This is a genomic window from Streptomyces sp. NPDC053665, assembly GCF_055585285.1.
The window spans coordinates 110,592-124,442 of sequence record NZ_JBVJKK010000010.1 but is presented as its reverse complement, the minus strand read 5'-3'; the positions used below and the strand labels follow the sequence as shown (position 1 = coordinate 124,442).

Below are 13,851 nucleotides of genomic sequence, written 5' to 3'. Positions count from 1 at the left end.
CTCGCCTCAGCGCCGGGTCACTGCGCGGAACCGTTGGTGTCGTGCAGCTTCCGGTACCAGTCCCGCAGCTCGTCGCCGCCCTGCCTCTTCCAGTCGGAGACGGCCTGCTGCACCTCGCTGATCTTCCTGCGGCCGCGGACGGTGTCGTCCTCCAACTGCTCGAAGTCGTTGGACAGGTTGGTGTAGCGCGCCGGTTCGGTGATCTGCATGCCCCAGAAGGTGGACTTCCTGGTGAAGGCGCCCATCCGCTGCTGCCACTCCACCTGCTCCTTCGCGATCTCCGGCAGGTCGGGGTGCGCGATGGTCGGGGCGGGGCTGGCGAGCATCACATAGGCGTTGATGACCTCCTGGTTGCCCTTGTCGTTCTTGGTGGGCACCCCGTCCTCGACGGTGTAGTGCGTGCCCTCCACCCCGTAGTTGGTGAGCATGTACTCCTTGGTGCCGTACGGGGCGGCGGTGACGTTGGCCGCGGCCAGGACGTCCTCGACGACGGCCTTGGAGGCCTTTTTGTTGACGAAGGCGAAGATGCCCGCGGGCGAGCCGGCCCAGAGGACGGGGTCGCCGCCGCCGGCGCCGAAGACGTCCATGCCGGAGATGCGGAAGTCGGTCTTCTGGCCCGCCTGTTCGGCCATCTTGCCCCACCAGGACGAGATGTTGTCGTTGTAGATCAGGACCTGGCCGGCGGTGAACCGGTCCGCCGCGGTGCCCTGGACCGCCCGCGCGTCGGGGTGGACCACACCCGCCGCGTACAGCTTGCGCACCCACTCCAGCGCCTCGAGGTACTCCTCGGTCTCGACCCGGTAGACCATCCTCCCGTCGGCCAGGTTCCAGCCGAGCGGCTTCTCGCTGCCGGAGAGCACGCCGAAGAACTGGAAGGCGGACCACTTCATGTCGTCGCAGGCCCACACCTTGTCCCGGGGCCGGCTGATCTCCTTGGCGAGGGCGAGGAACTCGTCGGGGGACTTGGGGAGTTCGTAGCCCTCCTTGTCGAAGACGTCCTTGCGGTAGAAGGGCACGATGCCGGGGACGGCGGGGGCGGGCTGGGGCAGGCCGCGCAGCTTGCCGCCGAAGATGGAGTACTGCCAGGCCCCGCTCGGGACGGCCGCGAGGTTCGGGTACTTCTTGATCGCGTCCCCGGACAGGTACGGGCCGAGGTCGGCGAACTTGCTGATGATGGCGCTGGGTATCTTGCCGCCCATGTTCCAGCTGGGGATGACCACGACGTCGGGCAGGTCGCTGGAGGCGAGCACCGCGCCCAGCTTCTCGTCGTAGGTGTTGCCGTCCTGGTTCTGCCAGGCGATGTCGACGCCGATCAGGTCGTTCATCGCCCGGTAGTAGGCGTTGTCGCCCTTCGGCGGTGTCCCCCAGAACGGCGACATGATCTTGATGCGGCCGCCCTTGCCGAGCTTCCTCGGGACCGAGGTCTTGAGGTCGGCCAGGTCGAGCCTGCCGGTGAAGCCCATGGCCGAGCCGTTCCTGGACGGGATGTCCGGGGAGACCACGTTGCTCGCGACGTAGGCCGGCAGCAGCTTCTTGGCGCTTTTGCCGGACGTCGTGCCGTCCCTCGAGCCGCTGTCCGACCCGCCGCAGGCGGTGAGCAGCGGCATCCCGCCGGCCACGGCCGCGGTGGCGAGCCCCGTGGCGGCGAGGAAACTTCTCCGGCTCTGTCCCGAGGAGGCGGAGGCGGCGTTCGGCGTCATTGCGTCAACCCTTCATGGCGCACCAGGACACCCGGCGGAAGGCCGTCGGCTGCGGTGTCTCGAGTGGAACTGGCTGAGCGGAAGCGAGCTGTCGAACCCGGGCGGCCGGGCGGTGCAGTGCCTAGTCGAAGCGCTTCGATGTTGCTGCGAGGTTAGGTGAACACCCCAAGGCGCACAAGGGTCGTCACCGAAGTTCCTCAGCGCTGAGGGGGGCGCCTTTCCGCGTGCACTGCTTGAGCATTGCGGACCGTTCCCTTGACACCCGAACGGACCTGCGCCCAGCATCGAAGCGCTTCGAAAGCGCCGCGCCGATCAAGTGCAGGGGGATCCCCACGTGACCGCAGATCCGCTGTCCGCCGCGCCGTTCCGCGACCCGCGGCTGCCGCTCGCGAAGCGCGTCGACGACCTGCTGGGGCGGCTCACCCTCGACGAGAAGGTGGCGTTCCTGCACCAGTTCACCCCCGCTGTCGAACGGCTCGGCATCGCCGCGTTCCGCACCGGCCAGGAGGCGCTGCACGGGGTGGCGTGGATGGGCCCGGCCACGGTGTTCCCGCAGGCGGTCGGCCTCGGAGCCACCTGGAACCCGGAGTTGGTGCAGCGGGTCGGCGACGCGGTCTCCCGGGAGGCCCGCGCGATGCGCACCCGGGACGACCGGGTCGGCCTCAACGTCTGGGCCCCGACGGTCAATCTGCTGCGCCACCCCCTGTGGGGACGCAACGAGGAGGGCTACTCCGAGGACCCGGTGCTCACCTCGGCCCTCGCCACCGCCTACACCCGCGGTCTGCGCGGCGACCACCCCGCGCGCTGGCGCACCGCGCCCGTGCTGAAGCACTGGCTGGCCCACAACAACGAGACCGACCGCTCCACGACGTCGAGTTCGGTGCGTCCGCGCGTGCTGCACGAGTACGACCTGAAGGCGTTCCGCGCCACCGTCGAGGCGGGTGCGGTGGCCGGGGTGATGCCGGCGTACAACCTGGTCAACGGCCGCCCCAACCACGTCTCCCCGTACCTGGCCGAGTACCTGCGGACCTGGACGGACCAGGATCTGCTGGTCTGCTCGGACGCGGGCGCGCCGAGCAACCTGGTCGACTCCGAGCACTACTTCGCCACCCACGAGGAGGCCGTCGCCGCCTCCCTGCGGGCGGGCGTCGACAGCTTCACCGACCACGGCACGGACTCCTCGCCGATCACCGCACGGCTGCGCGGCGCCCTGGAGCAGGGGCTGCTGACGGAGGCCGACCTCGACACGGCGGTCCGCCGCCAGCTGTCGGTGCGCTTCCGGCTCGGCGAGTTCGACCCGGAGGACGAACAGCCCGGTGCGACGGCCGCGTTCGACACCCCGGCGCACCGGGAGCTCGCGCGGGAGGCCGCCGAGCAGGCGATCGTGCTGCTGAAGAACGACGGTGTCCTGCCGCTGGCGTCCGGCACCCGGATCGCGGTGGTGGGGCTGCTCGCCGACGAGTGCAAGCTCGACTGGTACAGCGGCACACTGCTGCACCGCTCGACCCCGCTGGAAGGGCTGTACGAGCGGTTCGGCGCGGAGCGGGTCACCTTCGCCGAGGGCGTGGACCGGGTCCGGCTGAGAACCTCCCGGGGCGCGTTCCTGAACGTGCCGGCGGCCGGGGACACCGCGCACGGGGGTCCGGACGCCGAGGGCGCGCTCGACCCGGCGCTGCTCACGGGCCGCACCGACCTGCCCGCGCTGACCGCCGACGCCACCGGCACCGAACTGGCCCTGACCGACTGGGGCGGTGGTGTGCTCACGCTGCGCGCCCCGGACGGCCGCTACCTCTCCGTCGCCGGCGACGGGTACCTCCGCGCCTCCGCGGACCGGCCCGGCGGCTGGGTCGTGCAGGAGACGTTCCGCCTGGAACCGCACCGGGACGGGCACCTCCTGAAGCACCTCGGGACGGGTCGCCATGTGTGTGTATGCGCCGACGGCGTGAAGGTTGCCGACGAGGACCCCGAGGTGTTCGACCTGGTCGTCGCCGAGCGCGGCGAGGAGGCGGTGGCGCGTGCCGCCGCCGCGGCCGACGTGGTGGTGGTCGTCGCGGGCAACGACCCGCACATCAACGGCCGCGAGACCGAGGACCGCACGACGCTGCGCCTGCCGGGGCACCAGGAGCGGCTGCTGCGGGCCGCCCGCGCGGCCAATCCGGCCACCGTCCTGGCCCTGGTCTCGGCCTATCCGTACGCCGTCGACCCGCACGAGCTGCCCGCCGTGCTGTGGAGCGCGCACGGCGGGCAGGCGGCCGGGACCGCGCTGGCCCGGGTCCTGGCCGGCGACGTCTCCCCGGCCGGGCGCCTGCCGCAGACCTGGTACGCCGCCGACGCCGACCTGCCGGACCTGCTGGACTACGACGTCATCGGCAGCCGCCAGACCTACCTCTACTTCGCGGGCACCCCGCTGTTCCCCTTCGGGCACGGCCTGTCCTACGCCTCGTTCTCCTACACCGGCCTGAGCGCGGCGGCCGAGGGCGAGGAGGTGCGGGTCTCCTTCTCGGTCACCAACACCGGGGCGGTCACGGCCGACGAGGTCGCCCAGCTCTACGGCCGGGCCGTCGCCCCGTCCCGGCCCCGGCCGCGCCGGGAACTGCTGGACCACCGGCGGATCACGCTCGCCCCGGGCGAGACGGCACGACTGGACTTCCGCGTCCCGCTGTCCGCCCTCGCGTTCTGGGACGTCTCCCGGGACCGGTGGCGGGTGGAGCCGGGCCCGTACGAGCTGCTGGCCGGCGCCTCCAGCGAGGACGTGCGGCTGCGGACGACGCTCACGCCGGCCGGCGAGCCCGCCCTGCCCCGCGCGGTCCTCGCGCGGGGGCTGGCCGCGGCCGCGTTCGACGAGCAGCGCGGTGCCGAGATCGTCGACCGCGCGAAGCGGTCCGGCGACGCCGTGACGCCGGCGGACGACCGTACGGCCGAACTGCTCTACCGGGACTGCGGCTTCGGGCCGGGGGCGTCCGGAGTGACGGTGGAGGTGTCCGGGGCGGGCACGGTCGAACTGCGCCTGGACGACGGTCCGGCGATCGCGGTGCTGTCGACCACGGAGCCCACCGCGGGCCCGTACGACTACGTCCGCCTCGGCGCGCCCGTCGCGGCGCAGGGCGTGCACGACGTGCACCTGAAACTGCGCGGTCCGCTGCGGCTCGCGCACGTCGGCTTCTCCGGCCGGGGGTCCGGGGCGGCCGGGCGCACGGAAGAGGCCCGGCACCGGAAGGCATCGGTGCCGGACCTCTCCACGGACCCTATATGAAAATGGTTCCCATGAGCCAGAGGGGAGCCGGAACGGGCTAGAGGCTGAGGCCGGTGAGGACCATCACGCGCTCGTAGGTGTAGTCCTCCATGGCGAAGCGCACGCCCTCGCGGCCCACGCCGGACTGCTTGACGCCGCCGTAGGGCATCTGGTCGGCACGGTAGGAGGGGACGTCGCCGACGACCACGCCGCCGACCTCCAGGGCCCGGTGGGCCCGGAAGGCGGTCTGCAGGTCGTGGGTGAACACGCCCGCCTGGAGGCCGTACTTGGAGTCGTTGACGGCGGCGAAGGCCGCGGCCTCGCCGTCCACCTTCTGCACGGTGAGGACCGGCCCGAAGACCTCCTCGCAGGAGATCGTCACCTCGGCCGGGACCTCGGCCAGGACGGTCGGCGCGTAGGTGGCGCCGTCCCGCTCGCCGCCCGTGAGCAGCCGGGCCCCGGCGTCGACGGCCTCGCGGACCCACGTCTCGACGCGCCGGGCGGCCTCCTCGCTGACCAGCGGGCCGACGTCCGTCTTGTCGTCGCTCGGGTCACCGGTGACCTGGGCCTCGACCGCGGCGACGATGCGCGGCAGCAGCCGGTCGTACACCGAGGCGTCGGCGATGACCCGCTGGACGGAGATGCAGGACTGGCCGCCCTGGTAGTTGGAGAAGGTGGCGATGCGGTTCGCCGCCCAGTCCAGGTCCTCCTCGCTCGCCCAGTCGGCGAGGACGACGGCCGCGCCGTTGCCGCCCAGCTCCAGGGTGCAGTGCTTGCGCGGCACCGAGTCCATGATCGCGTAGCCGACCTTCTCGGAGCCGGTGAAGGAGATCACGGGCAGGCGCTCGTCCTGCACGAGGGCGGGCATCTTGTCGTTGGCGACCGGCAGGATGCTCCAGGAGCCGGCGGGCAGCTCGGTCTCGGCCAGCAGGTCGCCGATGATCAGGCCGGACAGCGGGGTCGCGGGGGCCGGCTTGAGGATGATCGGGGCGCCGGCGGCGATGGCCGGGGCGACCTTGTGGGCGCAGAGGTTCAGCGGGAAGTTGAAGGGCGCGATGCCCAGGACGACGCCCTTGGGGAAGCGGCGCGTGAGGGCGAGCCGGCCCTGGCCGCCGAGGTCGGTGTCCAGGCGCTGGGCCTCGCCGCCGTTGAACCGCCGGGCCTCCTCGGCCGCGAAGCGGAAGACCGACACGGCACGGCCGACCTCGCCGCGCGCCCACTTCATGGGCTTGCCGTTCTCGGCGGAGATCAGCAGCGCGATCTCCTCGGTGCGCTCGGCCAGACGCCGGCTGACGTGGTCGAGGGCGGCGGCCCGCACGTGCGCGGGGGTGGCGGCGAACTCGTCCCGCACGGCGTACGCGGCGGCGACGGCCTCCTCGACCTGCGCGTCCGTCGGCACGCTCACCTTGCCGACGAGCCGCCCGTCCCACGGGGAGCTGACGTCGAAGGTGTCCTCGCCGGTGGCCTGGCGGCCGGCGAGCCAGAAGGCGTGGGTGGAGGTCATGTGGGTTCCGGCCCTTCGGCGTCGGGGGTGATCCTGTGTGACGGATCAACGGTAGGCGCGGCACGGCCCGACGGTGTTTGTCCGGCACGTAGCAGTGGCGGACCGGGACACTACGGATTGGCTATTCCGAGGCGGTCGCCTTGAGAGCCAGCCACAGCTCCATCCGGGCGTCCGGATCGTCCAGGGAGCGGCCGAGGATCTCCTCGACGCGGCGCATGCGGTAGCGCAGGGTGTGCCGGTGGACGCCGAGGTCGGCCGCCGCCGCGTCCCACTGGCCGTGCTTGGACAGCCAGGCGCGCAGGGAGGCGACCAGGTCGCCGCGGCCCGTGGCGTCGTGCTCATACAGCGGGCGCAGCATGCCGTCGGCGAACGCCCGCACGGCGTCGTCCGCGAGCAGCGGCAGCACGGAACCGGCCGCCATCTGCTCGTGCTCCACGAGCACCCGCCCCCGGCGCCGTGCCACCGACAGGGCCTGCTCGGCCTGCTTGTACGCGGCGGACGCGGCGATCGGCCCGGCCGGTGCCGACAGGCCGACGACCAGGTCGTCCTCGTCGCCGCCGGGCGTCTTCTCGCGGCCACCCGAGCGGGCCGCCTCCAGGGCGGCCGCGTACCGCGCGCAGGCGGCCGCGGCGGCGCCGCCGTCCGCGGCCAGCACCACCAGCCGCTCCCCCTCCGGCACGACGAGCACGGCCTCGCCGGCGCGGGCGGCGGCGGACTCCACGACATCGGCGAGCGCCGCGAGCGGGTCGCCGGCGGTGTCGGCCGCGGCGAGCGCGGCGGCCGACGGCCGGTCGGCGGGGGCGGCAGGCCGGGCCTCGGCGCGGGCCAGGGCGGCCGACGCCGACACCGGTGCCCGCTCGGCGACCATCATCCGGAACGGCGCGTCCAGCAGTCCGCCGTACAGGTCCCCGGCGACGGCGCGGGCGTGGTCCGGCTCCCCGGCCAGCAGCATGCGCAGCACGGCCGCGCCGACCCGCTGCTCGGCGGCGTGCAGGGAGCGGGAGCGTTCCGTGGTCAGGGTCAGCAGCGCGATGGCCGAGTGCACGGCGTACCGCTCGGCGGTGCCCGGGGCCGCGGCGGTGCCCACGGCGAGGGCCGCCCGGGGCCGCCGGCCGGTGCCGATGGTGTGCAGTTCGACGCGGTCCTCGTTCTCCGGGCCGCCGACCACGGACGAGGCGGGCGCGGGACGGTCCCGCAGCCGCTGCACGTCGCCGGTGAGCCGCGCGGCACGCCGGCCGGCCCATTCCGGTGCGGTGGCGACGACGGCGCCGGAGGCGTCGTACAGCGCCGCCCAGCCGTCGACCTGGGCGGCCAGGGCGGCCAGCAGCCCCTCCGGGCCGCCGGTCTGGGCCTGGCGGGTCAGCTCCCGCTGGGCGGCGAAACCGGCCGTGACGGCCCGGTACTGGTCGGCGGCGATCGCGGCGGACACGGCCTTGCTGATGGCGAGGAACGGCGTCCGGCGCGGCACCTCCAGCAGCGGCAGGCCCTCTTCCCGCGCCGCGTCGACGAGCGCCTCGGGGATCTCCTCGTAGTTCACGCCCACGGCGAAGCCCAGCCCGACCACTCCGGCCCCGGCCAGCCGCCGCACGTAGCGCCGCATCGCCTCCGGGTCCTCGGCGTCCAGTTTGAGGGCGGTGATCAGCAGCAGTTCCCCGCCCTCCATGTAGGGGACGGGGTCGGCGAGCTCGCTGACGTGGGCCCAGCGCACCGGCACGTCGAGGCGGTCGCCGCCGGCCCGCACGGTCAGCTTCAGCGCGGAGTGGTGGACGAGCGAGGCGAGCGTCGGGGGCATGGGGCCTTCTGCGTCGGGGCGGTGTGATCACTGTGGTCATTTGGCCGCCGCGTATGAACGACCTGTGACGATTCTGCCTCACCGTACGGTCCCGGCGTACCGGAACCGGGGTGCCCCGGCAGCCCCGACGAGGGCGCGGGCCCGGCCGCCCCCGCCCCCGGCGCCCTCAGCTGCGCAGATCGACCAGCAGCGGGGGCGCGTGCTCGCCCTGCACGGTGGTCAGGGACAGCACCGCGTGCCCGGCCGGCACCCCGTGCGCCAGCTCGGAAGCGGACCACCGCTCGCGCTCCACCTGCCGCACGGTCACCGCCCGCGCGGTCGGCGCCTTGCCGGTGATCACCCGCCGCACCGCGTGCAGGGCCTTGCCCGCCGGGGTCTCGGCGATGATCTGGCGGTCGGTGACGTCCCGCGCCTCGGTCCACTCCTTGCCCCACACCTCGGCGAAGTCCTGGCCGTCCCAGGGCGTGACCCCCGACAGCGCCATCCGGCACCCGGTCGCCCCGAGCAGCGGCCCGCGCAGCGGCCGGGCCACGTCGTCCAGGGTCCGCAGGGTGAGCACGACACCGGCGTTGCCCGACCGCAGCCGCTGGATGCCGCGCACGGCCTCGGGCGTGACCACCCCGGTCGCGTCGTCGAGCACGAGGCAGGCGAACAGCGACCGGTCCTCCCGTACGGCGACGCTGGCCGTGAACTGCGCGAGCACCAGCCGGGCCAGCATCCGGGAGGCGTCGGCGTGCCCGCGCTGGGGCAGGTCGATGCGCACCCGCACGGGGTGGTCGAGCGCCTTCAGCGTGAACGGCCGCGACTGCCCGGAGGTGTCGAAGAACCCGGCAAAGGCGGGCCGGTCCAGCAGCGCGACGCGGTCCGCGAGGATCCCGCCGGCATCTCCGGGCTGCCCCATCTGCCGTTCACGGGCGTCGAGTTCACGCAGCAGCGACTCCTGCCCGGTCTCCTGGAGCCCTTGGCGCAGCGCCGTGAACGGCGCGGGTGAGCCGTCGAGGAGCTGCCGCAGCTCCGGCACGGAGGGGAAACGCCCGTGCACGGCCCGGAACGGCCCGAGCAGCTGTGCCAGGACGGTGGTCGAGCGCCGGGTGTCGCTTCCCGGGTGCGGATCGGCGAGGTCACCGACCAGCGCCTCGGCGAGCACGGCGGCCGCCTCGTCCGGGTCGGCGGTCCCGCCGTACAGGTCCAGGTCGTACTCGGACTCCTGGTTCCCGATCCGCACGACGACGTCGTAGGCGTCGGCCGGCCCGAGCCCCGCCCCGGCGGCCCCCATGACGACCACGGCGGCGCGCCCCGCGAGGGCGTGCAGGCAGAGGGACTCCGCGAGCGGCCGGACGACCGTGCCGGTCTTGCCGGAACCGGCGGGCCCCACGGCCACCAGCGAGGTGCCGAGCAGGTCGGGGCCCAGGGCGAGTCCGGCCCCGCGGTAGGCGTAGGGGTTGCGGGTGTCGTCCACGGTCGTGCCGAGCCGCACCTGCCCGGTGAGCAGGTCGTGCCGGGCCAGGCGGGCGGGCAGGTCGCGCTCCCCGGAGGGGTGCAGGCAGGCCGCGGCGCCGTCCTTGAGCACGGCACCGGTGAAGGTGGCCAAGCTGTGCCGTCCGGTGCGCACGCCCTGCCAGGCGCGCAGGATCCGGGCGTGGTCGACGTCCCGCATCAGCCCGGAGTGCGCCTCGGCGGCGAGCCGCTCGGCGGCGTCGGCGGCCCCGGCGGCCCGGAGCTCGTTCCACTGCGCCGGGTCGTCCTCGGGGGCCGGCTGCGCGGCCGGGGCCTGCGGCCGCCGGTACAGGGGCGTGACGAAACGGCGCCAGACCTCGCCCCAGCGTCCGAGGCGGGCCACCACGATCATGATGGCCAGGGCGACCAGCAGCTCGTACCCCCGGTAGACGACGAAGGTGCCGGTCTCGCCGAGGTCGCTGTCGCCGCCGCGCCAGGCGTCCGGGACAATCAGGTCGAACGGGATCCACCACCAGGTGCCGAGGTAGTCGTTCTGCAGCAGCGACCAGACCAGCCAGCCCACCAGGAAGGCGATCAGCGCCCCGCTCAGCAGCTGCCGGGTGGGCACGTCGTCGGGTTCCTCCGCGGGCCGCGGCCGGTGCCCGAACCGCCACACGCCCGGCGCGGCCTCGGGGCGCGGCGCGCGCAGCCAGGCGAGGAAGGCCGACCCGTCCGGCCGCGGCGGCGCCGGTGCCCCGGGGGGCCGGGAGGGCATCGCCGGCACCTGTGGCGGCCCCGCCGGCCGGGGCACGGGATGCGCGTGTGTGCCCCGGGCCTCCTGCGTCCCGTCGCTGTCCATCGCCCCTGCCCCCTGACCAGCCGCTGCGTCCACCATCAGCGAGCCAATCTAACGCCCTCCCCTGGGGAGTTCACCGCTTACGCGGCCGGGTCGTGGGCACCGGTGCGGAAGGCTGCCATGTCCACCCCGGACAAGCGGCGGCGCCGACAACGCCCACATGGAGCATGCCCACCCCCCTCCGCCCGCCCTAGCCTGCGAGAAAAGAAGTCACCGGTCGGTACAAGTCCCTCCGCACCACCCCCCAGGAGCCCCGCATGAGCGCACTGCCGCAGGAGCGTCGCGTCGTCACCGCCATCCCCGGCCCGAAGTCGCAGGAGCTGCAGGCCCGCCGCACCGCCGCGGTCGCGCAGGGCGTGGGCTCCGTGCTGCCCGTGTTCACCGCGCGCGCCGGCGGCGGGATCATCGAGGACGTCGACGGCAACCGGCTGATCGACTTCGGCTCGGGCATCGCCGTGACGTCCGTCGGCGCCTCCGCCGAGGCCGTCGTCCGCCGCGCGTCCGCGCAGCTCGCCGACTTCACCCACACCTGTTTCATGGTCACGCCGTACGAGGGCTACGTCGAGGTCGCCGAGGCGCTCGCCGAGCTGACCCCCGGCGACCACGCCAAGAAGAGCGCGCTGTTCAACTCGGGCGCCGAGGCCGTGGAGAACGCGGTCAAGATCGCCCGCGCATACACCAAGCGCCAGGCCGTCGTCGTCTTCGACCACGGCTACCACGGCCGCACCAACCTCACCATGGCGCTGACGGCGAAGAACATGCCGTACAAGCACGGCTTCGGCCCGTTCGCCCCCGAGGTCTACCGGGTGCCGGTGGCCTACGGCTACCGCTGGCCGACCGGCGCCGAGAACGCCGGCCCCGAGGCCGCGCAGCAGGCGATCGACATGATCACCAAGCAGGTCGGTGCCGACAACGTCGCCGCGATCATCATCGAGCCGGTCCTCGGCGAGGGCGGCTTCATCGAGCCCGCCAAGGGCTTCCTGCCGGCGATCGTGAAGTTCGCCAACGACAACGGCATCGTCTTCGTCGCCGACGAGATCCAGTCCGGCTTCTGCCGCACCGGCCAGTGGTTCGCCTGCGAGGACGAGGGCATCGTCCCGGACCTCATCACGACGGCCAAGGGCATCGCCGGCGGTCTGCCGCTCGCCGCCGTCACCGGCCGCGCCGAGATCATGGACGCCGCGCACGCGGGCGGCCTGGGCGGCACCTACGGCGGCAACCCGGTCGCCTGCGCGGGCGCGCTCGGCTCCATCGAGACGATGAAGGAGCTCGACCTCAACGCCAAGGCGAAGAACATCGAGGCGATCATGAAGGCCCGCCTCGGCGCCATGGCGGAGAAGTTCGAGATCATCGGCGACGTCCGCGGCCGCGGCGCGATGATCGCCATCGAGCTGGTCAAGGACCGCGCCACCAAGGAGCCCCACCCGGAGGCGACCGGCGCGCTCGCCAAGGCCTGCCACGCCGAGGGCCTGCTGGTCCTGACCTGTGGCACCTACGGCAACGTCCTCCGCTTCCTGCCCCCGCTGGTGATCGGCGAGGACCTCCTGAACGAGGGCCTCGACATCATCGAGCAGGCCTTCTCCCGCATCTGAGCCGCCCGGGCGCGCGTCCGGCTCCCGTCGGGCGGGGCGCGCGCCCCGGTTCCGGTCCGCACCTGCGGCTCGCAGAGCGTGTGAAGAAGGTGTGCGAGGTGGATGACAGCGGGCCCCGCGGCCTGTCCTCCGCCCGGCTGCTGCCGTAGGTTCTACCCAGATGAGAGATACACCCCGCCCGCAGGGGACTGTGGGTGACACCAGGCCGCGGCTTCCCCGGCTTCGACCTGGTCGTGCCCTCGCGCACACCACCGGAGCCTGAGCTCCGGATCTCCTCACCGATCGGACGGTCGCCCGCCCCAAACCCCCCGGGGCGCGCGACGTTCCGGTCCGGCCGGCCGCCCCGGAACTACCCCCCCTGTTCCGGGGCGGCCGGCCTCTCTCCACGCCCTCGCCTCCCGTGCGGCCACTCCGCGGGACCGGGGGCGTTCGCGTCCGTGGCAGGCTGTGGCCCATGCCGATCCCCGCGCACCAGGAACGCGCCGAGCCCGCCGTCCGGGGCCGGCGGCGGACGGGCCCGGGCCTGCCCGCCCTCCTGCTCGGCCTGCCCGCGGCGCTCCTCGCCCTGATCACCTGGCAGGTCGTCACCGACGGTCCGCTCGTCGGGCTCGACGAGGACGTCAGCCGTGCGCTCGTCCACCCGGACCGGCTCTCCGAGGTCCTGGCCGATCTGGGCAACGTCCAGGTCGCCGTCCCGGTCCTGGTCCTCGTCCTCGTCCTCGGGTACGTCGTCCTGCGCACGGGCGGTGACGGGCGACGGTGGCCGCCGGTGGCCGCGGCGGTGCTGCTGATGGTCCTGGTCCCGGCGCTGATCGTGCCGCTCAAGGAACTCACCGACCGCCCGGGCACCCCGGCCGTCCCGCCCGGCACCGGCTACTACCCCTCGGGCCACACCGCCACGGCCGCCGTCGCCTACGGTTCGGCCACCCTGCTGCTCCTCCCCCGCCTGGCCACCGCACTCGCCCGCCGCGCCCTGGCCGGGGTCTGCGCCGCGCTGGTGCTCGGCGCGAGCTACGGCCTGGTCCGCCGCGGCTACCACTGGCCGCTGGACGTGGTGGCCAGCTGGTGCCTGTGCGCGGTGCTGCTGGCGTCGCTGTGGCTGTTCCTGCGGGGCAGGCCCGCAGCGGGCAGGGCCCGCCAGGACTCGCGGTCACCGGCCCGGCCGCGCTCCTAGTCACCGCGCTCCGTCGCCAGGCCCGCGGCCGCCTCGTGCATCGCGAGCTCCAGCAGGGCGGGGTCGGTCAGCAGGCCCGTACCGTCCGGGGGGACCAGCCAGCGCACCCCGCCCGGTGAGGCGCGCCCCGGGTACGGCACGACGATCCAGGTGCCGGCGCCCGCCGTGCGGATGCCCGTGCCGAGCCAGCGGGCCGCGGTGCCCGGCGGCACGAAGAAGCCCATGCGCGCGTCGCCGAAGTCCACGAGCACGGGCCCGGGCTGGTCCAGGAAGCGGCTGAGCACGTCCAGCGTGGCGTACCCGAGGTCGCCGGGCAGGATGAGCACGTCCCAGGCGCTGCCGGCCGGGAGCAGTGCGACACCCAGTGGGTTGCGCTCCCACTCCCAGCGGCAGGCCTCCGGGTCCGGTGCCACGGACGCGAGCCATTCGACCGCCGTCTTCGCCCCTGTCATCGAAGAAGTCCCCCTTCTGTCTCGTGCGCCTCGCGCACGCGCGGCACGTCACGAGGGAGAAGGGGGACTCCCGGGGGTCATTACGCGGGTTCCGGCACCCCGTTGGAGTGAA

Annotated in this window: 8 protein-coding genes; 3 read left to right on the top strand and 5 right to left on the bottom strand. The window is 73.9% G+C overall.

What is annotated here, in order from left to right:
- Positions 1–17 precede the first annotated feature (17 nt).
- Positions 18–1,700: an extracellular solute-binding protein gene (locus tag ACZ6ZN_RS31425; RefSeq protein ID WP_469651504.1), complete on the bottom strand. Its 1,683-nt coding sequence runs from the start codon at positions 1,698–1,700 to the stop codon at positions 18–20.
- 334 nt (positions 1,701–2,034) lie between these two features.
- On the opposite strand from ACZ6ZN_RS31425, the gene ACZ6ZN_RS31420 reads away from it, so the two are divergent.
- Positions 2,035–4,953, top strand: coding sequence for a glycoside hydrolase family 3 C-terminal domain-containing protein (locus ACZ6ZN_RS31420; RefSeq protein ID WP_469651501.1), 2,919 nt, complete (start codon positions 2,035–2,037; stop codon positions 4,951–4,953).
- A 37-nt stretch (positions 4,954–4,990) separates the two neighbouring features.
- Here the strand turns inward: ACZ6ZN_RS31420 and ACZ6ZN_RS31415 are convergent, their stop codons facing one another.
- The 3 genes from ACZ6ZN_RS31415 to ACZ6ZN_RS31405 all read right to left on the bottom strand — a co-directional run bounded on the left by ACZ6ZN_RS31415 (position 4,991) and on the right by ACZ6ZN_RS31405 (position 10,524).
- Positions 4,991–6,436, bottom strand: a complete 1,446-nt coding sequence (locus ACZ6ZN_RS31415; protein WP_398106296.1) for an aldehyde dehydrogenase family protein — start codon at positions 6,434–6,436, stop codon at positions 4,991–4,993.
- Positions 6,437–6,557: 121 nt separating this feature from the next.
- Positions 6,558–8,228, bottom strand: coding sequence for a PucR family transcriptional regulator (locus ACZ6ZN_RS31410; protein ID WP_469651498.1), 1,671 nt, complete (start codon positions 8,226–8,228; stop codon positions 6,558–6,560).
- A 166-nt stretch (positions 8,229–8,394) separates the two neighbouring features.
- A complete protein-coding gene (locus tag ACZ6ZN_RS31405; RefSeq protein WP_469651496.1) occupies positions 8,395–10,524 on the bottom strand; it encodes an ATP-binding protein in 2,130 nt (709 codons plus the stop codon).
- A 254-nt stretch (positions 10,525–10,778) separates the two neighbouring features.
- On the opposite strand from ACZ6ZN_RS31405, the gene gabT reads away from it, so the two are divergent.
- Together gabT and ACZ6ZN_RS31395 are read left to right on the top strand one after the other, a co-directional pair.
- Entirely contained in the window at positions 10,779–12,113 is a 1,335-nt protein-coding gene (gene gabT, locus ACZ6ZN_RS31400) for a 4-aminobutyrate--2-oxoglutarate transaminase (RefSeq protein WP_398106299.1), read from the top strand.
- Between the two features lie 454 nt (positions 12,114–12,567).
- Complete coding sequence (locus ACZ6ZN_RS31395) at positions 12,568–13,287, top strand: phosphatase PAP2 family protein (RefSeq protein WP_469651494.1); 720 nt, start codon at positions 12,568–12,570, stop codon at positions 13,285–13,287.
- Here the strand turns inward: ACZ6ZN_RS31395 and ACZ6ZN_RS31390 are convergent.
- Positions 13,284–13,739, bottom strand: coding sequence for a hypothetical protein (locus ACZ6ZN_RS31390; RefSeq protein WP_369193470.1), 456 nt, complete (start codon positions 13,737–13,739; stop codon positions 13,284–13,286). The genes ACZ6ZN_RS31395 and ACZ6ZN_RS31390 overlap by 4 nt on opposite strands.
- Positions 13,740–13,851 lie beyond the last annotated feature (112 nt).